This is a genomic window from Paenarthrobacter sp. NPDC090520, assembly GCF_044769205.1.
Classification (GTDB): domain Bacteria; phylum Actinomycetota; class Actinomycetes; order Actinomycetales; family Micrococcaceae; genus Arthrobacter.
This window is the reverse complement of sequence record NZ_JBIVXM010000009.1, coordinates 47,043-69,729: the sequence shown is the minus strand read 5'-3', so window position 1 is coordinate 69,729 and position 22,687 is coordinate 47,043. Positions and strand designations below refer to the sequence as shown.

At 64.6% G+C, this 22,687-nt stretch carries 17 protein-coding genes; 9 read left to right on the top strand and 8 right to left on the bottom strand.

Features of this window, described 5'->3' with window-relative positions; translation table 11 throughout:
* Positions 1-46: 46 nt before the first annotated feature.
* From ACIQTZ_RS12880 to ACIQTZ_RS12865, 4 genes are all read right to left on the bottom strand, one after another.
* The gene (locus tag ACIQTZ_RS12880; protein WP_402981250.1) at positions 47-2,023 is read right to left on the bottom strand and encodes an amino acid transporter; all 1,977 of its coding nucleotides are present in this window, start codon (positions 2,021-2,023) and stop codon (positions 47-49) included.
* Positions 2,024-2,170: 147 nt separating this feature from the next.
* A complete protein-coding gene (locus tag ACIQTZ_RS12875) occupies positions 2,171-2,713 on the bottom strand; it encodes a GNAT family N-acetyltransferase (protein ID WP_402981248.1) in 543 nt (180 codons plus the stop codon).
* Between the two features lie 23 nt (positions 2,714-2,736).
* Positions 2,737-4,092 (bottom strand): LLM class flavin-dependent oxidoreductase, encoded by a 1,356-nt coding sequence (locus ACIQTZ_RS12870; protein WP_402981241.1) that lies wholly within the window; start codon positions 4,090-4,092, stop codon positions 2,737-2,739.
* 67 nt (positions 4,093-4,159) lie between these two features.
* Positions 4,160-5,044, bottom strand: coding sequence for a MetQ/NlpA family ABC transporter substrate-binding protein (locus ACIQTZ_RS12865; protein WP_400336387.1), 885 nt, complete (start codon positions 5,042-5,044; stop codon positions 4,160-4,162).
* Positions 5,045-5,308: 264 nt separating this feature from the next.
* Here ACIQTZ_RS12865 and ACIQTZ_RS12860 point away from each other — a divergent pair, with 264 nt between their 5' ends.
* From ACIQTZ_RS12860 to ACIQTZ_RS12845, 4 genes are all read left to right on the top strand, one after another.
* Complete coding sequence (locus ACIQTZ_RS12860) at positions 5,309-6,409, top strand: methionine ABC transporter ATP-binding protein (RefSeq protein WP_402981237.1); 1,101 nt, start codon at positions 5,309-5,311, stop codon at positions 6,407-6,409.
* A complete protein-coding gene (locus tag ACIQTZ_RS12855; protein ID WP_400336382.1) occupies positions 6,406-7,068 on the top strand; it encodes a methionine ABC transporter permease in 663 nt (220 codons plus the stop codon). Before ACIQTZ_RS12860 ends, ACIQTZ_RS12855 begins: the two co-directional genes overlap by 4 nt.
* Positions 7,069-7,089: 21 nt before the next feature.
* Positions 7,090-8,244 carry an LLM class flavin-dependent oxidoreductase gene (locus tag ACIQTZ_RS12850; protein WP_402981234.1) on the top strand — a complete coding sequence of 385 codons (1,155 nt, stop codon included), beginning with the start codon at positions 7,090-7,092 and terminating at the stop codon, positions 8,242-8,244.
* Between the two features lie 317 nt (positions 8,245-8,561).
* Positions 8,562-10,103: an MFS transporter gene (locus ACIQTZ_RS12845; protein ID WP_402981231.1), complete on the top strand. Its 1,542-nt coding sequence runs from the start codon at positions 8,562-8,564 to the stop codon at positions 10,101-10,103.
* A gap of 22 nt (positions 10,104-10,125) precedes the next feature.
* On the opposite strand, the gene ACIQTZ_RS12840 is transcribed toward ACIQTZ_RS12845, so the two are convergent.
* Positions 10,126-10,527 (bottom strand): rhodanese-like domain-containing protein, encoded by a 402-nt coding sequence (locus ACIQTZ_RS12840; protein WP_402981229.1) that lies wholly within the window; start codon positions 10,525-10,527, stop codon positions 10,126-10,128.
* A 30-nt stretch (positions 10,528-10,557) separates the two neighbouring features.
* A complete protein-coding gene (locus tag ACIQTZ_RS12835; protein WP_402981226.1) occupies positions 10,558-11,697 on the bottom strand; it encodes an LLM class flavin-dependent oxidoreductase in 1,140 nt (379 codons plus the stop codon).
* Between the two features lie 610 nt (positions 11,698-12,307).
* Here ACIQTZ_RS12835 and ACIQTZ_RS12830 point away from each other — a divergent pair.
* Entirely contained in the window at positions 12,308-14,308 is a 2,001-nt protein-coding gene (locus ACIQTZ_RS12830; RefSeq protein ID WP_402981224.1) for a rhamnogalacturonan lyase, read from the top strand.
* 420 nt (positions 14,309-14,728) lie between these two features.
* On the opposite strand, the gene ACIQTZ_RS12825 is transcribed toward ACIQTZ_RS12830, so the two are convergent.
* Positions 14,729-17,401, bottom strand: a complete 2,673-nt coding sequence (locus tag ACIQTZ_RS12825; RefSeq protein WP_402981221.1) for a Tat pathway signal sequence domain protein — start codon at positions 17,399-17,401, stop codon at positions 14,729-14,731.
* 146 nt (positions 17,402-17,547) lie between these two features.
* On the opposite strand from ACIQTZ_RS12825, the gene ACIQTZ_RS12820 reads away from it, so the two are divergent.
* From ACIQTZ_RS12820 to ACIQTZ_RS12805, 4 genes are all read left to right on the top strand, one after another.
* On the top strand, positions 17,548-17,895 hold the full coding sequence (locus ACIQTZ_RS12820) for an ArsR/SmtB family transcription factor (protein WP_402981218.1): 348 nt from the start codon (positions 17,548-17,550) through the stop codon (positions 17,893-17,895).
* Between the two features lie 12 nt (positions 17,896-17,907).
* A complete protein-coding gene (locus ACIQTZ_RS12815; protein ID WP_402981215.1) occupies positions 17,908-18,405 on the top strand; it encodes an SRPBCC domain-containing protein in 498 nt (165 codons plus the stop codon).
* 103 nt (positions 18,406-18,508) lie between these two features.
* A complete protein-coding gene (locus ACIQTZ_RS12810; RefSeq protein WP_402945556.1) occupies positions 18,509-19,090 on the top strand; it encodes an adenylate kinase in 582 nt (193 codons plus the stop codon).
* 249 nt (positions 19,091-19,339) lie between these two features.
* Positions 19,340-21,640 (top strand): SulP family inorganic anion transporter, encoded by a 2,301-nt coding sequence (locus tag ACIQTZ_RS12805; protein ID WP_402981212.1) that lies wholly within the window; start codon positions 19,340-19,342, stop codon positions 21,638-21,640.
* Positions 21,641-21,865: 225 nt separating this feature from the next.
* On the opposite strand, the gene ACIQTZ_RS12800 is transcribed toward ACIQTZ_RS12805, so the two are convergent.
* Positions 21,866-22,663, bottom strand: a complete 798-nt coding sequence (locus ACIQTZ_RS12800) for a glycosyltransferase (RefSeq protein ID WP_402981209.1) — start codon at positions 22,661-22,663, stop codon at positions 21,866-21,868.
* Positions 22,664-22,687: the final 24 nt, after the last annotated feature.

Here is a 22,687-nt window from a genome sequence, read left to right as displayed (position 1 = left end):
GCCGTGCTGCGGGAGTGACGGGTGATCCGGGTACTCGCAGTGCCCCTCAGCCCACGTGGACCCATGGCCGTCGGCTCACGTCCGGCTCGGCCTCGCGCAGGACCTCGCGCGTCACCGGGGCGATCTCGCCTTCGCCGAGGAACAGGAAGCGCAGCAGGTTGGTAATGGGGTTGCCCTCGGTCCAGCGGAAGTAGATGTGCGGCATGAGCCCGGTGACGTCCCGGATATGGAGCAGCACGGAAGCGATGGTGTTGGCGATGACCGGGCCGTGGACTTCGAGGATCCGGTAGCCGTGCCGCTCGATGCCCTTGACGTAGAGCTCGGTCTCGAAATCGGAGGTATCGTCCAGCACTACCTCCAGGAAGATCCCGTGGTAGTTCAGTGGCAGGTGGCTGACTTCGATGGCAGAGACCAGCTTCTCCCGATAGGCCTCAGCTGTGAGCCTCCGGGGTTCGTGGGCGATCAACCTGATGGGTCCGGAGTCGTCGTCGAGGATGAACTCAAGGGCTTGACGGTCCAGGTGGACGTGGGTCGCGTGCAGTTCAAAGGACCGGCGCACGCGGGACAGCAGCGAGATCCCAATGATGCCCGCAATGAAGATCGCAGCGATCCGGATGCCCTCCGGCCGCTCCACGATGTTGGCCACAGTGGTGTAAACGAAGACGGCGGCGATCGCACCGAAGCCGATGGTCCGCTTGCGTTGATGACGACGGCGGGCGGACAGTGTCACGGCCACGGCGGCTGACGTCATGAGCACCAGCACACCGGTGGCGTAGGCACCGCCTTGGGCGTCGACGTCGGCGTTGAACACCACGGTGATGAAGAACCCTACCAAGGTAAAGACCATGACGAGGGGCCGGACGGCCTTGGCCCACTCAGGCGCCATCCCGTAGCGGGGGAGGTACCGCGGGACCAGGTTGAGCAGCCCGGCCATGGCGGAGGCGCCGGCGAACCAGAGGATGGCGATGGTGCTGATGTCGTAGACCGTGCCGAAACCAAGGCCCAGGTATTCGTGGGCAAGGAACGCCAGGGCGCGTCCGTTGGCCTGGCCGCCGGGCTCGAACTCATGCTCCGGGATGAGGACCACGGTGGTGAAGCTGGAGGTGATGAGGAAGGTGCTCATGATCAGCGCAGCGGTGGTCAGCATCCGCCGGGTTCCCTTGATGCGTCCCGTGGGCTTGGCATCCGTGTCATCAGGATCGCCCTGCACTTGCGGCATTACGGCCACACCGGTTTCAAAGCCGGAAAGGCCCAGGGCGAGCTTGGGGAACACGATCAGCGCGATGGCCACGGCCATGATCGGATTACCGTGCGAGGTCCAGAGGAGCTGCCACCAGTCCCCGACGGCCGTGGGATGGGTGAGCACCTCGAACACCGTTGTTGCCACCACCACGACGTTCAGGCCCAGGTAGAGAACCACCAGAACTACGGCCACGCCGATCGCTTCCTTGAAGCCACGCAGGAACACGGCCGCCAACAGGGCCAGCAGGAACAGCGTGACCAGCACGTTTTGCCCCTGCAACCAGCCCGGCATCACCGGGTTCTGGATCAAGTGGGCGGTGGCATCGGCTGCGGACAGGGTCATGGTGATCATGAAGTCCGTCGCGGCGAAGCCCAGCAGCACCAGGACCAGGAGCTTGCCGCCCCAGCGGGGGAGCAGCCGTTCCAGCATGGCGATGGAACCCTCGCCCCGGGGACTTTCGCCGGCCACCCTCCGGTACACGGGCAAGGCGCCCAACAGGGTCACAGCCACCAGGACGATCGTGGCCATGGGTGAGATGACACCCGCGGCCAAGGCGGCAATGGCCGGCTGGTAACCCAGTGTGGAGAAGTAGTCCACGCCGGTGAGGCACATGACCTGCCACCAGTGGTGCTTTTTCTCGTGGGCTGCGCTGACACCGCCCGGACCCTGATGGCTTCCTTTGCTGTCCTGCAAACCGAACAGCAGCCAGGAACGGAACGATGTCCAGCCAGTGGGCTTGGGGGCCGACGGGTCCGCGGGCGGCCTGCTCAACGTGGTCATGGCTTTCCTCCCAGCCCGACGCTCCTCGATCTGAGCTGAACATAGCACCGCCAAGGGTACTTAGTACCAGGCTGGAAGGATTTTTGATGAGTCCTTAACACCGGGGGGTTGGCTCTCGGCAGTAAGCACGTGTGAAAGGCGTGGGAGCTAACCCCTCGCGGGCAGATCCAGCGTGTAGACCACCAGTTGCACCTTGGGCGCGGGACGCGGTTTCTCGCGTTCGGGCCGGCGGATGTAGCCCAGCCGGCGGTACAGGCTTTGGGATGGTTCATTGTCGACGGCGGTATCCAGCACAACGCGCTTGGCGCCTTGTTCCGCGGCCAGGCGTGCGGCCTCGTTGAGGAGCCGCCTGCCGAGCCCGGTCCGGCGGGTTTCGGGCAGCACCGCGAGCAGCCTGAGTTCCACTTCGCCTTCCGCGGCCTGGCGGCTGAGGTAGGAACCGTAGGGAAGCAGGCTCGCTGTTCCCACGAGTGTTCCGGTCCTCGCGTCTTCGGCTACCAACAGCACGCCTTCGTGTGCACGTGCCGTGGCATTGAGGAGCAGTTCCAGCCGCTCGTCGTCGGGCTGGCGGGCGCCGGGCAGGTGATGGCCGAAACCTTCGTACGTCAGCCGCCCCACGGCGTCGTACTCTTCGTGGCGGGCCTCGCGGATCACGTAGGTGCCGGTGGCGGCGGTTGCTTGGGTGGTCATGTTGGTCCTTTCGACGACGGCGGTCAGATGTCGCGGGTGCCCGCGGCTTCGGGGGCCAGGCCGAGGTGCGACTTGAGGGTGGTGCCGGTGTATTCCGTGCGGGCGAGTCCGCGTTCCTGGAGGATCGGGATGACTCCGGCGGCAAAGCGCTCCAGGTCCTGGGGCAGCAGGGAGAACATGAGGTTGAAGCCGTCGGCAGCGCCTTCGGCATGCCACCGCGCGAGGGAAGCGGCCACGTGTTCCGGGCTGCCGATGAAGTCGTGGTTCCGCTTGTCGCCCGTGAGGATCGAGTAGAGATCCTTGAGGGTCACTTCACCTTCGCGACCACGGATCTGTTCGCCGGCGGAGCGGAAATCGGTACGCGGGTTGGCGATCGAGGGAATGCCCGACTGGGCCACAGTGGCCTCCGGGCCGAGGCCGGCGAAGTCCAGCTGTCCTGCGAAATACTCCTGCAGGAAGTCCAGTACCTGCTGGTCCGTGATGAGGTTGTCCAGCTCGCGGATGCGCTCCAATGCTTCCTTGCGGCTGTCGGCAACGATGGGGGAGATGGCCTGGTACACGAAAAGCTCGTCCGGGTTTCGGCCAAAGGCTGTGGCCTGTTGACGGACAGAGTGGCGGTAACTGCGGGCCTGCGGGATATGCGGGTGGCTTGCGAAGAGAGCGTTGGCGAAGCGGGCGCCGAGCCGTTGCCCGGGACCGGACGTTCCTGCCTGCGCCAGGAGCGGAGAGTGTTGTGGCGAAGGGCCGATGTTCAAAGGACCTGCCACCTTGAAGAACTCACCTTTGTGGTTGAGGCGGTTGAGTTTGTGGCGGTCGAAGAAGCGGCCGCGTGGCTTGTCATGGAGGAACGCGTCCCGCTCCCAGGAGTTCCAGAGCCCAAGGGTAACCTCCACGAATTCCTCGGCGCGCTGGTACCGGAGGCTGTGCTCGAAGTGCTGGTCCGCGCCGTAATTTCCGGCCGTGCTGTTGGTCAGGTCCCGCGTGGTGACGATGTTCCAACCCACGCGGCCGCCGCTGATGTGGTCTGCAGTGAGGGCGGCGCGTGCGAAGTTGTATGGCTGGTCATAGGACGTGGACGACGTAGCGATCAGGCCGATCTTGTCCGTCACCGCGCCCAAAGCCGTGACCAGTCCGATGGGGTCAAACCGGTTGAGGATGCCGGGGTTGCTCGTCTCGTCGATGGCGAGGGAATCACCCAGGAAGATGGCGTCGAACCTGGCGTCCTCGGCCGCTTTGGCGAGCTTCACCTGATGCGCGAAATCGATGCTGGCCTGCGGGAACGCCGTCTCGTGGCGCCACGAGGCCACATGGATGCCCGTACCCACCAGGTAGGCGAAGAAATGGATCTGACTGCGTTCACGTGCGAGGTGCTGGTTCATGGCTCTTGTTCCTGGAACGGCTGAGGGGCGGCTGGCTGTGTGGCGCAGCGGGCCGCCCCTCAGACAACTACTTGGTCTTCTTGATGGCTGCTTCTTCGGCGGTGAGCACTTCCTGCAGCTTGGCCGCGGTCCAATCCGCCTTGAACTGCAGGTTGCCGTCGTTGAGCTTGGTCACCGAAGCCTCCACCTCAGGCGTGTGGTAAGCGTCCACGATCTTCTTCCAGGTGGGATCGTCCTTGCGATCCGCCTTCACCACGAAGCCGTTGATGTAGGGGGCCAACGAGGGCGAGTTCAGGTCTTCCTTGAAGATGATCTTGTCATCGCCCAGGCCGCCCTTTTGAGCTTGGGTGTTGTTGACCACGGCGGCTTCCGTGGTGCCCTTGAGTGCGTTCACCGTCTGGTTGCTGTCCACGGGTACAACCTTGATCTTGCTGGAAGTGATCTCCGCCGGCGTAGACAACGAGTTGCCGCCGTCCTTGAGCTGGAGCAGGCCCGCCGTCTGAAGATTCAGCAGGGCGCGCGCCTGGTTGGTGGGGTTGTTGGGAATGGCAACCTGGGCGTCCGCCGGCAGCTCACTCACGGACTTGTATTTTTCGGAGTAGAGGGCAAGCGGGTAGACGGCCGTAGCCCCGACGGGAACCAGCGTGCCGTTGCTGTTGACGTTGAACTGGGACAAGTACTTGAGGTGCTGGAACAGGTTGATGTCCACCTGGCCCTGTTGCGTGGCGGTGTTGATCTGCGCGCCATCGGTGAAGTTCTTGACCTCCAGGTCGATCCCCTGGTCCTTGAGCTTGTTCTTCAGGATGGTCCAGTGCTCCTCCGCACCGTCGTCCACGCCGATAACCACCTTGGTGTTTCCGGAGCTCGGGGAGCCTCCGGCAGCACCCCCGCACGCGGACAACGACAGGGCGGCGATAAGGCCGACGGCGGCAGCTAACAGGCGGTTCTTCATGATGCTTCTCCGTACAAAGGGTCTTGATGCGAATGAAAGGTACGGGGTATCCCCCACGCCTCACGCTAAGCACGCGGCACGGTTGGGACGAACGCGTCCGCAACACGGCGTCGCCTGCCGTCAACGGGAGAAACCGCAGGTCACAAGGGGTCACGGGGTTCGATCCGGGAGTGGCCTCGCTGTTGGAATGGGCACTCAAACCACCCCTGTGCCCGGTCTATGGACGGGCTCGGACCGCAGCAACACCACCCAAAGGAGGCCCCGGTGGGCGCCATCGTCTCCCTGCGCGGAGCCAGCAAGATCTTCCCGGTTCCCAAGGGCCGGGCAGGGGGCAAAAGTACCCCAGTACGGGCCGTGGACTCTGTCTCCCTGGACATTGAGGAAGGCACAGTCGTGGGGATCGTGGGCTATTCAGGAGCAGGTAAGTCCACGCTGGTCAGGCTGCTCAATGGACTGGAACGCCCCAGCGAGGGGCAGGTCCTTATCAAAGGCCAGGACATTTCCGCCTTGTCGGAAGGCCAGCTGCGGAAGGTCCGTGCCGGGATCGGGATGATCTTCCAGCAGTTCAACCTCCTCACCTCCCGCACCGTGTTCGGAAACGTCGCGTACCCGTTGAAAGTGGCTGGTTGGCCCAAGGACAAGATCCGGCCCCGCGTGGAGGAACTGCTTGAGTTCGTGGGAATCGCTGATAAGGCAAGGACGTACCCGCGGCGGCTTTCCGGTGGGCAGCAGCAACGCGTCGGCATCGCACGCGCGCTGGCCAACGCCCCGGACATCCTCCTGGCGGATGAAGCCACCAGCGCCCTGGACCCTGAAACCACGCGAGACGTCCTCCGCTTGCTCCGACGCATCAACAAGGAACTGGGCACCACCGTGGTGGTCATCACCCACGAAATGAACGTGGTCCGGGAAATCTGCGACACGGTGGTGATGATGGAATCCGGCCGCGTGGTTGAATCCGGGCCTACGTACTCCGTATTTGCCGACCCCAAGAGCGGCTCCACCCAGCGATTCGTCTCCACCGCAGTGCACGGAACACCCGAACCCGAAACCGTCCAACGGCTCTCCGCTGCGCACCCCGGGCTCTTGGTGTCGGTGGGGATATCGGAAGCTGCGCCCACTCCGTTGGTGGCAGCTACCTTCGAACGCCACGGTGTGGGCTCCAGCGTGGTCTTCGGCGGAGTCACGGAAATCCAGAACCGCATTCTCGGCACCCTCACCTACGAGCTCACGGGCAGCGACGCCTCGATAGACGCTGCGCTCGCCGAACTGGGTGACGTCACCGCCGTCGAACGCCAAACTACGACGGCGGCACCCGCCGAAAGCGCCGTGCCCCACCTGACCACTGTTGGAGAGAAACCATGACCACCGACTGGACCACGCTCCTTCCCGTCCTGGGCGAATCCTTCCAGCAGACCATTTACATGGTGGTGGTCACCGTGCTGCTCAGCGGGCTGGCCGGACTGGCGCTCGGGGTGACCCTGTACGCCACCCGGCCCGGGAACCTGTTCGCCAACAAGGCCGTCTTTTCCGTCCTCAACTTCCTGGTGAACATCATCAGGCCCATCCCGTTCATCATCTTCATCACCGCGATCGCACCGTTGACCCTGATCATCATGGGCACCACCATCGGAACCACCGCAGCGATCCTTCCCATGGCCCTCATGGCCGGAGTGGTGATCGGGCGCGTGGTGGAGCAGAACCTGGTGGCCTCCGATCCCGGTGTGGTGGAAGCAGCCCGGGCCATGGGCGACAGCCGCCTGCACATCTTGTGGGCCGTGGTCATTCCGGAATCGCTTGCGCCGCTCATTCTTGGCTACACCTTCATGATCATCGCGATCGTGGATATGTCCGCCATGGCCGGCTACATCGGCGGCGGCGGGCTGGGCAACTTCGCCATCATGTACGGCTACCAACAGTTCAACTGGGAAGTCACGCTGGTCACCGTGCTCATCATCATCGTCATGGTCCAGGCCGCGCAATTGCTGGGCAACTGGCTGGCCCAGCGTATCCTCCGCCGCTAACTACCCTTCGGGAGATTCCTTATGCCCATCGAATTCCTCGGCATGGGTGCCGGCAACGACTCCACGGAGACCTCGCCGGCCACCACGCCCTTCTTCGACCCCTCGTACGCCGCGAAGATCGCCCGGATCCACGAGAACAACAACTGGGACCACGTGCTTTTCGCGTACAACTCAGCCACCCAAGACCCAGCCGTCCACGCAGCGTGGGTTGCTGCCAATACTGAACGGATCCAGTTGCGGTTGGCTCACCGGCCCAACGTCTCGCATCCCACGTTCGCGGCACGGTCCTTCCTGACCCTGGACCACATTGCCCAAGGCCGCTTGACCGTGCACTTCATCACCGGCGGAAGCCAGGCAGACCAAGCGCGCGAAGGCGATTACCTCGCCAAGGACGCCCGCTACGGCCGGACGCAGGAGTACATGCAGATCGTCCGTCGGGCGTGGTCGGGGGAGTCATTCGATTGGTCCGGTGAGCATTACCGCTTTGAAGGTTTTTCCTCGGGGCTGGCTCCCTTCAACGGCAAACGCCCTGGCATGTCCTTCGGTGGATCTTCCGAGGCTGCCTGGTCCGTGGGCGCTGCCGAGGCAGATATCTATGCCCTGTTTGGCGAACCCTTGGCCGATGCCGCTTCACAGCAGCAACACATCCTCGCGCGCGCGGCCGCACTGGGCAGGATATCGCCGCTTCGATGGCAGATTGCGTTCCGGCCCATTGTCGCTGCCACTGACCAGCTGGCTTGGGAGAAGGCACATGCCATCCTGGGCACGTTTGAAGCCCGGCGTTCCGCAGGCGACGTGATCGATCCCGTCCGGCACTATGCCACGAAGCCGGAAGCCGCCGGAACCCAGCGGCTCCTGGCCGCCGCCGAGCGCGGCGACCTTCACGACCGCGCCCTATGGACGGCGCTCGCCAAGGCTGCGGGCGGCGGGGGAGGAAGTGCGACGGCGTTGGTTGGCTCCTATGACACCGTCACCCAAGCGATCCTCGACTACCACGAGCTCGGTTTCGAGATCTTCGGCCTGCGCGGCTACGACTTCGTCCCGGACGCGATCGAGTTCGGGACGCACGTCATTCCGCAGCTGAAGCAGGAAGTGGCGCACAGGGAACGTTCTTCGAGCCCCGAGGCCCTCCGCGCAGCCCACGCATCCGCCCGCACGCGCCTCCTCCAAATCTGACCCTCTCTCACCGAACCCCCCTTTCCTGCGGATCCTCTCTCACCGGACCGCCGTTTCCTGCGGATCCTCTCTCACCGAACCCCCCTTTCCTGCGGACCCTCTCTCACCGGCGAACCGCGGGCCCCGAGCCGAAGACCACCGGCGACTCTTCAATGCGAGAGGGTTCAGCTGAAAGGGGTGGTTTGGTGAGAGAGCGTCCGGAGTGGGGGCGGGTGAAAGTGTCACAACAGGTCACCGACAGTAACCCTTATTCACGCCCGTTAATCGGGTGTCTCCCGATGCCCGGCGCCGCGTCAAGCCACCCTAGAGTCACAACCATGGGTACAAACGCCAAACGATCTGCCCTGTGGCTTTGCCTGGGCGCCGGATTCATCACGCTGCTGGACCAATCGGTGTTTGTCCTTGCGGTCCCGGCCATGTCGGCTTCCCTGCGCGCAGATCCCGGCTCGGTCCAATGGATCCTGGCGGGCTACTCGTTGGCGTTTGGCGTGGCGCTGGTTCCGGCCGGCAGGCTCGGAGACGTCCTTGGCCGGCGCACGCTGTTCATCCTTGGCATCGCAGTGTTCGGTGCTTCCAGCCTCCTCGGCGGCCTGGCCACCGACCCATCCCTGGTGGTGGTTGCCCGCCTCCTCCAAGGATTGGGCGCAGGTACCCTGAATCCCCAGGTCCTTGGCTTGCTGCAGGACATCTACACAGGACATGACCGCGCCAAAGCCCTGGGAGCCTACGCAGCGGCCGGCGGCTCGGCTGCGGTGTGTGGCCCGCTCATCGGTGGCTTGGTGCTCTCCTTGGGCGACCCTGGGATCGCGTGGCGGATCCTCTTCCTCGCCAATGTTCCGCTGGTGTTGATTCTTGTGCCGTTCGCCTTCGCGCTGCTGCCCCGCATGGCGGTCCGAGCGGAACGGAGCAAAACATCCATCGACATTGTCGGCGCCCTCCTTCTTGGTGGCGTGGTGGTTGCCTCGCTCATCCCCACGATTTACGGAGCCGGCACGGTAGCCGTAACTTCGCTGGCATTCGGGGCCGGCGCCTTGCTGGCCTTCGCGGTTTGGGAAATCGGGTACCACCGCAGGGGCAGGACACCTTTGCTGAGTGCCGGTCTCGCCACCTCAAAGGGGTATGCCTTGGGCACGGTGGTGGCGCTGTGCCAGTTCGGAGTCGGCGCGGGCATGGCTGCCGTAACGGCCTTCTATTTCCTCTCAGGAACAGGCATGGCACCACTCGCCGCAGCGGCCATCCTTGCGCCGCAGGCGGCTGGCATGCTGCTCGCGTCGAGCTTCAGCTGGCGGTTCGTGGCCCGCTACGGACGTGGAGGGATAGTGGTCGCGGTCGCGGGGAGCCTCGCCACGCTGATTGCCAAGGATTTCTTCGTCCAACGGTTCGACGGCGGGACAGCGGCACTGGCCGTCGCCGCCGTCGGGCTCTTGCAGGGGGTGGCCACGGGCCTGGTCGTGGCGCCAAACCAGACCCTCACCCTGGGGCACGCGCCGGCTGGGGCTGCGGGGGTCGCCGCAGGTTTCTACCAGCTCAGCCAGCGATTCGCAGCGGCCCTCTGCTCGGCCGCGGCGGCAGGGATGTTCCTGCAGGCGCACGGTGCCGTCACGGGTGGGGCTTCCAAAGCTGCCTTCCACCACGGAATCCTGATGTGCTGCAGCCTGTTGGGCGTCGCGCTGCTGGCGGGCGGCCTTGACTGGCTCCGCGAGGCGCGCAGCCCCGGAAACTCGAGTGCCGCCGTCGTGGTTTCCGTAAAGGAAGGCACGACGGCGGCGACGGAACACGCGTTGCGGGGTGCGGTTTCGGAGGGCCCGACGGCGGCAGATGCCCGCCGCCCGGAGCTCCCCGAAGCGGTGGACGCCTAAGCGGATTCGGCGGGCCGGGAGGTCAGGCAGTCGGCGCGGCTTCAGCCGGGGGTGCCGTGGGTCCGGTGGTGGGGACTCCTGAGTCGCGCAGGGCCAGGAACCCGCCGTCGACGTGGACCACATTGTCGTAGCCCAGAACCTTGAGCTTCTGCGCCACGGGGCGTGAGCCGTTCACCGAGCCGCAGAACACAACAATTTTCTGTTCCGTTCCCGTGACCTGGGTAAGGCGGTGCGGGGAGCCGGGGGCGAAGTCTTCTTCCACGTGTTCGCGGTTCACAATGACGGCGCCTGGCACTGCGCCGGTGCTGGCGCGGCCGCCTTCGCTGCGGACATCGATGACCAGCGCGCCCTCAGCGATCAGGGCGGCCGCTTGTTCGGCAGTGATGAGTTGGGTGTCTGTTTCAGTCGTGGTTTCGGTGGTCATTGGTGCTCCTTTGATGGGTAACGGACAAACTCAGAGACCCCAGGCCTCGGCGAGGAGCTGGTAAGAGCTCTCGCGGTCGGCGTGATGGTGGGCGATGGTGGTGATGAGCAATTCCTGGGCTCCGGTTGCGTGCTGCAGGGTCCGGAGGTTTTCGCTGACTTGATGCGGGTCTCCCACAAAGCGGGTATCCAGGCGGTCCTTGACCAGCTCTTCGGCTTCGGCGTCCAGCGTGAAGTCCGCGGCGTCATCAGGCGAGGGGTAGGGGATGGCGCCCTGTCCGCTGCGGATCCCGTAAACCCACTGCGCGTAGCCGCGGGCCAATCGACGGGCGCTGAACTCGTCAGGTGCCACCAGGACATCCGCGGAGACGATCACATGCGGCTCCCGCAAAGTTTCGGAAGGCTTGAAGTGTGCCCGGTACTCGGCGATGGAATCCAGGACGGTTGCCGGTGCCACGTGGTAGTTCGCGCCGAACGGGAGGCCCAGCTTGCCCGCGAGCCTGGCACTTGGACCTGCCGTGGAACCGTGGACCCAGAACTGCGGGGACTGACCCAGCGCCGGAGTTGCCGTGACCTCCTCGCCGTGTTTGGTCCGATAGTCGCCGGTGAAGAAACCGATGATGTCCTGGACGTCATTTTCGAAGTTGTCGGTGTCTCCTGGAAAACGGCCCAGGAGTTCGCTCTGCAGGCGGAACTTCCGTGGCAGGACCGCCCCAAAGATGGGCCGGGGGGCGGGAACCACCAGTCCATCCACTATGCGTTCTTCGGGTTCGCTGGTGTCCGGTGCAATAAAACCGGGCGCCGGCTCGCTGGGTGACTTGGGAGGACCGGAGCGGCCAAAGCCCAAGTCCAGCCGATCAGGGAACACCGCTGCCAGGGTACCGATGCTCTCCGCGATCTGGAGGGGCCGGTAATTGCCCAGGAGCGTGGCTGCCGTGCCTACCCGGATGCTCTTTGTTGCCGATGCCACGAGGCCCGCGAGCACATGCGGGGACGAACCGGCCACGCCGTCGTTGAGGTGGTGCTCGGCCAACCAATACCGGGAGTAGCCTGCTGCTTCCGTTGCGACGGCCAGGTTGATGGTGCTGCGCAGGGCGTCGCCGGAGCTCTGGTTGGCTGACACAGGGCTGAGGTCAAGGACTGACAAGGGAATCACGGAAGGCTTCGGCATGGCAGCACACTACGGAGGAGTGCCGGGCCGCCCAAGTTCTGGTGTCACTGTCCTCAACGGGGCTACATGCGGCTCAACCGGGGGCAACAGACCGTCACACGCGGCACCAGCGGTAGTGCGCTCGGGGCATCGGATCACTCGATCACGTGGGGTCGTTGGTCCGCCAGCTTCTTTCGAACTGCAGAATAAACGAGTACTCCGGCCCCTCGGTCAGATGGGAGAGCGTTGAACAGGAAGGGGTATTTGGTGAGAGAGGGACGGGAGGGAAGGGGTATTCGGTGAGAGAGCGTCCGGTGGGTGTGGGGTGGGGTGGGGCGAGGGGAGAGAAGGGAAACAAAAGTGAACATCAAGAATCGAAAACTCCCAGTAATTTCCAGTCAAACCCTTGACCAAGGTGTGGAGCGCTGTAAATATAGACCCCGGAAAGCGTTTTCACTTCTCAGTCAAGTAGCAGTTGATCTCGTTATGAACGCTGAAAACGGCATCTTTGGCGACCCGGTTGGGTGCGCAACCTCGGATCTCGCCATTCGTGGAGCGGGATACCTGGGTGCGTTAGTGAAACGTTCCAAAAAGACAAGCGGCCGCTGTCCAGCATCAAAGGAGATGTTCTTTGGCTTACCCCTCGAAATGTTCCTCCCGAAAACCACTCGTTTCCCTCACAGCCACGGCCACCCTCGCCGCAGCAGCCCTGGCCTTCACGGGTGTGCCCCTCGCGCAAGCGGCAACCACCCAAACAGCGCCAGGCAACGCACCCGCCGTCGTAAGCGCGAAGAAGGACCAAACGCCCAAGCGGCAGGTGGAAAACCTGGACCGCGCGCCGGTGGCGGTCCTGACTGACCAGGGCGTGAGCGTCAGTTGGCGCATGCTGGGCCTGGACAAGGACAGCATCGGGTTCCAAGTGCTGCGCGACGGCGTCAACATCACGCCCGAACCCATCCGCAATTCAACCTTCTTCGTGGATCCCACGGGAACGGCCAGCTCAAGCTACGTCATTAAGACGGTGGGCAATGGCCAAGGCCAGGACAAGCTGACCGAGGCTGTCACTCCGCTGGCCCAAAACTACCTCGCCATCAAGCTGGATAAGCCAGCGGACGGCGTCACCCCCGACGGCAAGGCTTACACCTACTCCGCCAACGACGCCACCGTGGCGGACCTCGACGGCGACGGCAAGTATGAGGTCATCCAGACGTGGTCGCCGTCCAACGCGAAGGACAATTCGCAGTCCGGCTACACGGGCAACGTCTATGTGGACGCCTACAAGCTGGACGGCACCAAGCTGTGGCGCATCGACCTTGGCCGCAACATCCGCGCCGGTGCGCACTACACGCAGGTCCTGGCGTACGACTTCGACGGCGACGGCAAGGCCGAGGTTTCGTTCAAGACGGCCGATGGAACCACGGATGCTTCAGGCACAGTGATCGGCGACGCCAACGCCGACTACCGCAACAGCGCCGGCTACGTGCTGGCCGGCCCGGAGTTCCTGACGGTGTTCAAGGGTGAGACGGGAACCATCATGGACACGGTCGCCTATGAGCCTGAGCGTGGATCGGTTGCCAGCTGGGGTGATAACTACGGCAACCGTGTGGACCGCTTCCTCGCCGCAGTCGCGTACCTCGACGGCGAACACCCGTCCATGATGTTCAGCCGCGGCTACTACACGCGTACGGTGCTGGTGACCTATGACCTGGTTAACGGCAAGCTCGTGAAGCGCTGGACCTTCGATTCCAACCAAGCCGGGGACGAGTACAAGGGCCAGGGCAACCACAACCTTTCCGTGGCTGACGTTGACCAGGACGGCAAGGACGAGTTCGTCTTCGGTTCCATGACCATCGACGACAATGGCCAGCCCCTCTACAACACCAAGCTCGGCCACGGCGACGCCATCCACACGGGCGATCTGGATCCCTCGCGGCCCGGCCTGGAAACCTTCGCCGTCCACGAGAGCATGAGCCAGAGCGGCAACCGTGGCGCCACGTTCCGGGACGCTGCCACCGGCGAGGTGCTGTGGAGCATCCCGGCCACCAAGGACACGGGGCGTGGCGCTGCGGGTGACATCGATCCCCGCTATGAAGGGGCCGAAGGATGGGCCGTGGGCGGGACGGCGGCGTGGGATTCTCCGCGGGGCCAATTGATGTCCGCCAAGGGCGAGCTGATCGCGGAGAACATCCCCGCCGCGAACTTCCTTGCCTGGTGGGATGGCGACCTGCTCCGCGAAATCGTGGACCACGACTACGACGCCACCGTGTCCCGCGGCGTTCCGACCATCTCCAAGTGGAACTGGGAAACCGAAACCAGCGATCGCCTGCTGACCGCCGATGGCGCCCGCAGCAACAACACCACCAAGGGCAACCCGTCCATCCAGGCGGACATCCTGGGTGACTGGCGCGAAGAAATCGCCTGGCCGTCCACGGACAGCACGGAGCTGCGGATCTACACCACCACAGCTCCCACCGAGGTTCGTTTGCGGACTCTGATGCACGATACCGTGTACCGCACGGCCGTCGCCCGCGAGAACGTGGCGTACAACCAGCCGCCGCACCCGAGCTTCTTCATCGGTGAGGGCATGAAGGATCCGGCCGCACCCGCCGTCGTCTATACCGGCAAGAAGTAAGCGCGAACGACTAAGCCGCCCGCCCCTTTCGGAGGCGGGCGGCTTTGTTGTGTGCGGCGACCGGTGGTTTTGCGACTCCGGGTGTACCGTCCCGACCTTCTTTCGGCCCGGATCGCGGAAACATCAACCCTTGTGGGCTGCTTATCACCTCGATACGCGGCAAAGTGGGTCGTTGCGGCACAGCTCGTACGAAGCCGGAGCCTCCAGCGGCGGGCGGAGAACCGCCGCGCCGTACTCCACTTCCCCGGACCGTCTCTCACATAACCACCCCTTCAGGACAACCCTCTCGCCAGTCGATGAGAGAGCGCTGCCGGAAAGGGGTCGTTTCGTGAGAGAGGGTCGGGAGTGGGGCGGGGCGGCCCAAGACCTCCGACGGCGGGCCGGAGCCTCCAGCGGCGAGCCCGGAACCGCCGCGCCGGGCTACTGCTGTGAGGCTGCCGCGGGCAGGTGCCCGCCCACGAGGGCCAGGTTCTGGATGACCGCGAGGCCGAACTGTGCGGCGTCGTTGGTGGAGACGGTGGGGGCTTCGTCAACCGGTGTCAGGACGTAGGGCGGGAGGATCTTCTGCACGGTAAAGGCCTCCGCGTGGTTCAGGTTCTCGCCTCCCACGCTGAAGCTCTCCCAAGCCGCAACAGCCAACTCCGCCGAACCCAGCCGGGCCGAAGCGTACGCGGTGAGGCGGCTGTGGGCTTGGGTGAGGTAGATGCCGGCCAAGGGTTGCCCCACCTCCGACGCCTGCGTTGCGGGGGAGGCCAGGAACAACCGGCAATACTGCATCCACGCCTGCTCAAAGGCCGGGGACGGAACCAGGTTGATGAGTTCGCTGCAGATTTCCACCAAACCGAACACGGCACTGAGGTGGGAGACGCTGATGACTTCCCTGCCGGCGTCGAACCTTCCGGCGTCCAGGTCGTAGAGCGCCTCACCGGTAAGGAAGCCGTACTTCAGGGCGCCGATGTCCTCCATGGTGCCCAGCAGCCGGTCGCGGGAGCGGGGGTTGCCGGTGCGTTCCCAGTCGGTGAGCCACGTGGCGGCGAGCGATCCCCAGTCCGTGCCCAGGCCGACGCCCAGCGCGCCGCGGTCCGGGCGGTAGGTATCGGCGTCGGGCCGGACCTTGCGGACGGGGTCCAGGCCCAGGAAGTTCTGGTCGCTGTCCACGAGTTCGGTGAGGAGATCGCCGGTGCGTTCGTCGGCGGTCAGGTAGTAGTAGAAGCGCCGGTAGGCGGGGTTGCTGATGCGCAGCTGCTTGGCGCTGCAGCCCCAGTGCTGGACGTTGTGCCGTGACCCCAGCCCTCGCCAAGGTCCCGAGTGGTACACATCCACCTCGCCCGTGTGCCGGGTCATTGCCTCGGCGAAACGGAACACATCGGCGCGGCCCGAGCGCAGGTACATGTACCAAAGCCACAGATCGGGGGAGAGCTCGGAGTTGTCCCAGGCGTAGCCGCCTACGTCGTAGCGCCACACGTGCCTGTCGGAGTCGTAGGTGTGCATCACGTCGCCGTAGTTCCAGAACCCGTACCAGCGGCGTTGTTCCTGTTGGCCTGCGTAGAAGTCGAACAGGAAGTCCAGCTTGTCCTCGAGTTCGGCGCGGTCGGGGGTGCTACGGTCCACGGGGGTCCAGTCGCCGAAGACACCGGCCGCGTGCAGGACCGACGTCGTGGGCTGCAGCAACGGGGGAGTGGATGCTGCGAGGGCATCCGAGGCAAGGGACTCCGTGGACGGCGTGGAGTCGTAGGCGAACAGGGTCAGCTCGTGGGTGCGCGCGATTCCGGTGGGGTTTCCGAAGCCCGGCTCGTAGTCCTCGTAGGTGATCTCCAGGCCTTCGAGTTGCTCCTCGAAGGTGTCCTGGCCCAGGCCGTCGTGGTAGAAACGCAGGTCCATTGGCTGGGCTTCGGGGGAGTAGAGCCAAGCGGTCAGCTCTGCGGACTCGGAGGCAGCGCCGCGGATATCCAACTGTCCCGGGTGCGACTGCCAGAAGTCGCGCACGCCAACTCCGAACCCGCCCCGCAGATCGCTGAGCGAACAGAACCCGGCGGCGCGCGTGCCTCCCGAGATCCCCACCCATCCGTGCCCGGGCGCGGTGCGTTTCCGGAGTTCGAACCCGTCGGCGGACAACTGCGTCAGGGTGTAGTCGTTCCACGAGGGAATGAGGTGCAGCCGATCCGAGACTTCCGGATTCCACGTACTCAACGCCGGCGTGGCTTGCCCGGCCACGTGGGCCTGCCGCACGGCCTCGCCCGGATCCCGCCGCAGCCCGGTCAAACCCCGGATGCCTTCCACCAGGAAGCCGCCGTCAGCGCCTGCAATCCGTACGTGACGATCGTGCAGTGCGCTCTCCAGCGGCACCGTGAACCGCACGCCGAGTCCCGCCAGGAAGTCCTGTTCAGCCTCGCCGTCCCACACGAACGAGTGCATCATGCGAACACTTCGGGCGCCGGCATGGAAGGTGAAGCGCACCGTGAAGGGCAGCCACTCCCGCGTGCCGGCATCGGCTCGATGTGCGCCCTCAAGGCGAACCACGGCGCGGATGGGCCCGTGCTGTTCCACGGTGAGGGAGCGGACGTGTCCTGTGTAGCCGTCGCGGACCGTGCTGCCGGCCTCCTCGATGACTCCGTGCTGCAGGAGGCTCACCAATCTGGCGTTGGAAGCCACCACCGAGCCATCGCGGAACAGGCTGCGGAACAAGGACTGCCCGCTGCACGGAATCACCATCTCCAAAGGTCCCGTGGAGACGGTGACCGTCTCTCCGGTTTCGGTGACGGTCACCTGGGGCGAGCTTACGACGGCGGCCGGCGCGCCGCCGTCGTGCGCTTCCGTTGCGTCCGGCTCGCCGGAGCTGTACCGGACGGTGTATGCCGAGGCGGGCTGCTCCGTTGCCGCGATGGCAAGTCCGGCCCACTTGAGGGTCCCGTCCGGCCAGGTTGCAAGGGGCCAGGCCTGGGCAGGGACGCGGGTGCCCTCCAGGTCTTCGACTGAAACCGCGGAGGCCGCCTGGACTGCACCCCGTGGGAAGGGCATCCCCCACGTGGCACCTCCGCTGAGGCTTGCCGGGGGTTCGCCGTCGATCCACGTTGCCGGGGCGTGCTGGGTCATGGAGATTCACCTCAAGAGTCTGGGAAAACGCTTTCTTTGTGACGTTTCAAAAAACCTACCCCGGGTGAGATGCGGGCCGCAAGGGGAGTCTGGAGATGCCGGCAGGTCATTGACTCCCCAAGTTGCCCGCAGTATCGTACAACCAAATGGTTGTAGATCAGGTCAGCAGCAAAACGTCCGACGCCGAACTGGACCGCCTTTTCCAAGCGTTGTCCGACGCGACGCGCCGCGACATCGTGGCCCGCGTGACTGCCGGGGAGTACACCGTATCCGGGCTGGCTGCGCTCTACGCCATGAGTTTCGCGGCCGTACAAAAGCACGTCGCGGTCCTGGAACGGGCCTCCCTGGTGTCCAAGGAAAAGCGGGGGCGGGAGCAGATTGTGCGGGGCAACCATGATGGCTTGCACCAAGCCCGGCACCTGTTGGATCAATACGAAGACGTCTGGCGGCAACGTGCCGGCCGGATTGCGGACATTCTCGCTGAAGATAACTGAAGGGGATCTGCCATGGCTGTTGTCAGTGTGGACAAGAACGTTGAGGCGCTGAGCTTCACCATTGTCACCGAATTCGATGCCGGGGTTGAGCGTGTGTGGCGCATATGGGAGGACCCGCGCCAGCTGGAGCGCTGGTGGGGACCACCCACCTGGCCGGCGACCTTCCCCAGCTACGACTTCACTCCCGGTGGCAAAGCGGCGTATTACATGACCGGCCCCGATGGCACCAGGGCACATGGCTATTGGACAATCACGGCCATCAGCGCTCCGGACCACCTCGAGTTCGACGACGGCTTTGCGGACGAGCACGGTGAACCCGTGGACCACCTTGGCGTCACGCATGCCACTGTGACGCTCGAACCGCTGGGCGAGCGGACCCGAATGACCCTCACCTCGGTCTTCGAGTCCCAAGAGCAGATGGAGAAAATGGCCGGGATGGGCATGGAGGAAGGGTTGAGTTTGGCCATCGAGCAGATCGACGCCCTCCTGGGAGAAGCGGCCAACGCCTAAGCGCCACATCAGCCTCAAAGAAAAGCCGGCGACGACGGGAGCCACCCGTCGTCGCCGGCGTTATGGTTTAACTCCCGGCCGCCTCTCGAAACGGACATGAGTCATGGCGCGACTGATCATCATGGGCCCTCCCGGTTCAGGAAAAGGTACGCAGGCTGAGTACATTGCGCGGCACTTCGGTGTTCCTGCGATCTCCACGGGCGAACTGTTCCGGGCGCACGTCCGCGATGGCACCGAGCTGGGCGCAGAAGCCGGCAGGTACATGGATCATGGCGAGTTCGTCCCGGACCACGTCACCACTGCAATGCTTCGCGGACGCTTGGAAAACAACGACGCCGGTGCGGGCTTTTTGCTGGACGGCTACCCCCGGACGGTGGCCCAGATTGGTGCCTTGGACGAGTTGCTGGCCGCACGGCAGCAGGCGCTGGAAGTTGTGCTGGCCCTGACGGTGTCAAACGACGAACTGGTGGAGCGGATGCTCCGCCGAGCCCGCGAACAAGGCCGCAGCGATGATACCGAGGCTGTCATCCAGCGCCGGCTGGAACTCTACCGGGACGAGACGCAGCCCGTAATCACGGCCTACTCCCAGCGCGGAATCCTGCTGACAGTGGATGGCTCGGGGGACAGGGACACCGTTACGGCTTCCGCGATTGCCGCGGCCCGGTCGAAGCTGGCCGATGGGTAATTCCCAAAAACCCTGAAGTATTTTAGGGAAATAACGTACATTTTTGAATGGTGATTTTTCATAAACCTACGTTTCTGGTCTATATTGGCTATTCGAAGGCTGGTTTCATTGCTTGCCAGGATGAATGGCTTGAATACCAAAAATTTGCAAAGAATGGCAACTTTAGTTTTTCCCGTCACATATTGTTGACGATTATTAGGTGTCTTTTTAGGCTGCGGAAATAATCTTTCCGAGCCAAAAGGAATATTCATGTCTCACTTATCGGGTCCTGTTGCCGTGCCCGGCGACACCCTGAGCCCGCCCGGCAACAAGCCTTCCGGAGCCAAGCCCAGCCCCGGCAAACCACGGCTCCTGGGCAACCTTGGCGCCGACCTTCCGGCCTCGCTGGTGGTGTTCCTCGTAGCCCTGCCGCTGTCCCTCGGAATCGCGGCCGCATCCGGTGCGCCGATCATGGCGGGCCTCATCGCCGCGGCTGTGGGCGGCATCGTCGCAGGCAGCCTCGGGGGTTCCGTCCTCCAGGTGAGTGGCCCCGCGGCCGGCCTGACTGTCGTCGTCGCCGGTTTGGTCCAGGAGTTCGGCTGGCAGGCGACGTGCGCCATTACCGCAGCGGCCGGCGTCGTGCAGTTGCTCATGGGCGTCAGCCGCCTGGGCCGCGCCGCGCTGGCCGTCTCGCCGGTGGTGGTCAAGGCAATGCTTGCCGGCATCGGGATCACCATCATCCTGCAACAGCTTCACGTCCTGCTGGGCGGCAAGGCAGCCGGCTCCGCGGTGGAAAACCTCGTGACTCTGCCGGCCGCGATGGTGGGCATGAAGGTGGAATCTGCCCTGCTGGGCATCGCGGTAGTGGGAATCCTCATGCTGTGGAAGTACGCCCCGGCCATGGTGCGCCAAGTGCCGGGTCAGTTGGTGGCCGTCGTCGTGGTCACTGCCGTTTCCGTTGCTGTGGCGCCGGGTGTTGAACGCATCAGCTTCAGTGGTTCCATTTTCGACGCGATTGCGTTGCCAAGGCTGCCCGACGGCAGCTTGGGCACCGTGGCCATGGCCGTTGTGACGGTCGCGCTCATTGCCAGCATCGAATCCCTGCTCTCCGCGGTGGCAGTGGACAAGATGCACGGCGGAACGCCCACCAACCTCAACCGCGAGCTCGTAGGACAGGGCTCGGCCAATGTGGTCTCGGGCCTGCTTGGTGGTTTGCCGGTGACGGGCGTGATCGTGCGCAGTGCCACGAACGTGGAGGCCGGCGCCAAGGGCCGCTCCTCGGCGATCTTGCATGGCGTGTGGGTGCTGGTGTTCTCGGCCTTGTTTGCGGGCCTGATCCAGCTGATTCCGTTGTCCGTCCTGGCGGGTTTGTTGCTGGTGATCGGCGCCAAGCTGGTCAAGGTGGCAGATATCAAGACGAGCCTTCGGACCGGAGATTTCCTGGTCTACGGTGTGACGTTGGTCTGCGTAGTGGTGCTGAACCTGCTGGAAGGCGTGATCATCGGGCTGGCCGTTGCCGCGCTGTCTGTGCTGTGGCGCGTGCTGCGGGCCCAAATCCATGCCCATTCACCTGCGGGTCATGGCCAGGCGTGGCGGGTGACCATCGCCGGGTCCTGCAGCTTCTTCGCGCTGCCGCGGCTGAACCGGGTGCTGCAGGCCGTGCCCGCTGGCCTTGACGTCGTGGTGGAGCTCAACGCCGACTACCTGGACCATGCTTTCCGTGAAGCCTTGGTGGCCTGGCGTGCACAACGGGAGAACACCGGAGCCACCGTGACCTTCGAGGAGCACGGAACCACGGCCTTCACCGATGCCGCCCACAGTGCGCCGCAGCGGCAGGACCCGCGGGAGTTCCCGCTTCCGCCGCGCACGTCCTGGCAATCGTTGGAGGTAGCCGGGCAAACGGACGACGACGGTCAGCCGCCTTTGCGGTCCATCCTCCTGGGCATCGACAAGTACCACCGCCGCCACGCAGATAAGGTGCGGCCTCTGGTACAGGACCTGACCGACGGGCAGAACCCGGACACGCTGTTTGTTGCCTGCGTGGACTCGCGCGTGAACCCGAACCTGATCACCAGCAGTGGCCCCGGCGACCTGTTGACGCTACGGAACATCGGCAATGTGGTCTGCAGCGACAGCAACGATGCCTCCATCGATTCCACGCTGACGTTTGCCGTGAAGGCCCTCTCGGTGGAGTCGATCGTGGTGTGCGGGCACTCCAACTGCGGGGCCATGAAGGCCGTCCTGGCAGATGCCGAGGGCGCCACCCCGGCCTTGGGTTCCGGGTTCGATACCTGGCTGGAGCATGCCCGTCCCAGCTATCAGGCCCTCCTTGCCGACCACCCGGTTGGCCTGGCTGCCGCGGCCGCCGGATTCAGCCGGCTGGACCAGCTCAGCATGGTCAACGTTGCCGTCCAGTTGGCCAAGCTGGGCGAGCACCACGCCACCGGACCGGCCTTGGCTTCCGGGAACGTGCAGGCCACGGGTTTGTTCTTCGACATCAATACGGCCCGCGTGGTGCTGGTGACGCCGGAGGGGATCGAACAGCTGGATCCGAGCATGGCCCTGCGCTGATTGCTGGCCCCGCGCTGATTGCTGGTCCGGCGCTGATTGCTGGCCCCGCGCTGATTGCTGGCCCTGGGTGGCAACGCTGTGTGCTTCGGCAGCGTTGAGTGCTCGCCCGGTGTGCCTCCGCGACCCACTTTGAGCAAGGAACTCCCTGTCTCGCCGTGATGTACGGCGTGTCGGGGCAGCCCGGACCTCAAAGTGGGTCGTGGCGGTACATGGCTGGTGGTCAACCTAAGCCGACTCGGCAACCACGGGAACATCCTGTGCCAGCGAGCGGAGGTAAGCTGCAAATCCTTGTGGGGCCCGGGCATGTGTACGGCCCGACGTGGTGACACGGATGGAGTCTGTTGCCTGCACCCGGAATCCATGCCGACGAAGCCTCTCCACCAACATCCTGTCCTCGTGGGCGCGGACAGCGGGGAATCCGCCGGACTGCAGGTAGGCGGATGCCCTGACCCCGAGGTTGGCACCGTAGATGTGTGGGTGGGACTCCTTGAAGGGGTGGAGTTCCAGCCACCGCAGAAGCACCGCGGCGTCGCTGTCGGCCGGATCGGGTTCCACCGAGCCCAGGATCGCATCGGCTCCTGAATTTGCCAGTTCCACCTGCCGGACCAGCCAGTCTGCCGGGACTGTTGAGTCGGCGTCGGTGTTGGCCAGCCAAACGCCCTCCGGGTCCTCCGCCGCAACCTTCAGGGCGAAGGCCACTCCCGTTGCCCTGCTGGCACCCGTGCTCCGCAGCTTCACCTCAAGGGTGGCGAGGACCGGGTGGGTTGCTGCAAAGGACGCGGCGATTCGTGCCGAGCGATCGGTGCAACTGTCCAAGACCACAGAGATGCTGGTGGTCACTGCGGGGAATAGTTGCTCCAAGCCCTGGGTGGCCCGGAGCAGGGACTCCAGCGCGTGTCCCAGGCGTTGCTCCTCGTTGTGTGCCGGAACAACAACAGCCACGTGACGGATAGCCGGTGAGAGGGGTTCGTCGCCGCGGCTACCCAAGTCCAGGCGGCTGCCCGTGTCCCGTTGACTGTCCATGCCCGCTTGGTTCCCTGCATCCGG

Excerpts from the sequence above, each read along its gene's own strand:
- ACIQTZ_RS12880 (WP_402981250.1), bottom strand. The coding sequence starts at position 2,023 with ATGACCACGTTGAGCAGGCCGCCCGCGGACCCGTCGGCCCCCAAGCCC.
- ACIQTZ_RS12875 (WP_402981248.1), bottom strand. The coding sequence starts at position 2,713 with ATGACCACCCAAGCAACCGCCGCCACCGGCACCTACGTGATCCGCGAG.
- ACIQTZ_RS12870 (WP_402981241.1), bottom strand. The coding sequence starts at position 4,092 with ATGAACCAGCACCTCGCACGTGAACGCAGTCAGATCCATTTCTTCGCC.
- ACIQTZ_RS12865 (WP_400336387.1), bottom strand. The coding sequence starts at position 5,044 with ATGAAGAACCGCCTGTTAGCTGCCGCCGTCGGCCTTATCGCCGCCCTG.
- ACIQTZ_RS12855 (WP_400336382.1), top strand. The coding sequence starts at position 6,406 with ATGACCACCGACTGGACCACGCTCCTTCCCGTCCTGGGCGAATCCTTC.
- ACIQTZ_RS12850 (WP_402981234.1), top strand. The coding sequence starts at position 7,090 with ATGCCCATCGAATTCCTCGGCATGGGTGCCGGCAACGACTCCACGGAG.
- ACIQTZ_RS12845 (WP_402981231.1), top strand. The coding sequence starts at position 8,562 with ATGGGTACAAACGCCAAACGATCTGCCCTGTGGCTTTGCCTGGGCGCC.
- ACIQTZ_RS12840 (WP_402981229.1), bottom strand. The coding sequence starts at position 10,527 with ATGACCACCGAAACCACGACTGAAACAGACACCCAACTCATCACTGCC.
- ACIQTZ_RS12835 (WP_402981226.1), bottom strand. The coding sequence starts at position 11,697 with ATGCCGAAGCCTTCCGTGATTCCCTTGTCAGTCCTTGACCTCAGCCCT.
- ACIQTZ_RS12825 (WP_402981221.1), bottom strand. The coding sequence starts at position 17,401 with ATGACCCAGCACGCCCCGGCAACGTGGATCGACGGCGAACCCCCGGCA.
- ACIQTZ_RS12820 (WP_402981218.1), top strand. The coding sequence starts at position 17,548 with ATGGTTGTAGATCAGGTCAGCAGCAAAACGTCCGACGCCGAACTGGAC.
- ACIQTZ_RS12815 (WP_402981215.1), top strand. The coding sequence starts at position 17,908 with ATGGCTGTTGTCAGTGTGGACAAGAACGTTGAGGCGCTGAGCTTCACC.
- ACIQTZ_RS12810 (WP_402945556.1), top strand. The coding sequence starts at position 18,509 with ATGGCGCGACTGATCATCATGGGCCCTCCCGGTTCAGGAAAAGGTACG.
- ACIQTZ_RS12805 (WP_402981212.1), top strand. The coding sequence starts at position 19,340 with ATGTCTCACTTATCGGGTCCTGTTGCCGTGCCCGGCGACACCCTGAGC.
- ACIQTZ_RS12800 (WP_402981209.1), bottom strand. The coding sequence starts at position 22,663 with ATGGACAGTCAACGGGACACGGGCAGCCGCCTGGACTTGGGTAGCCGC.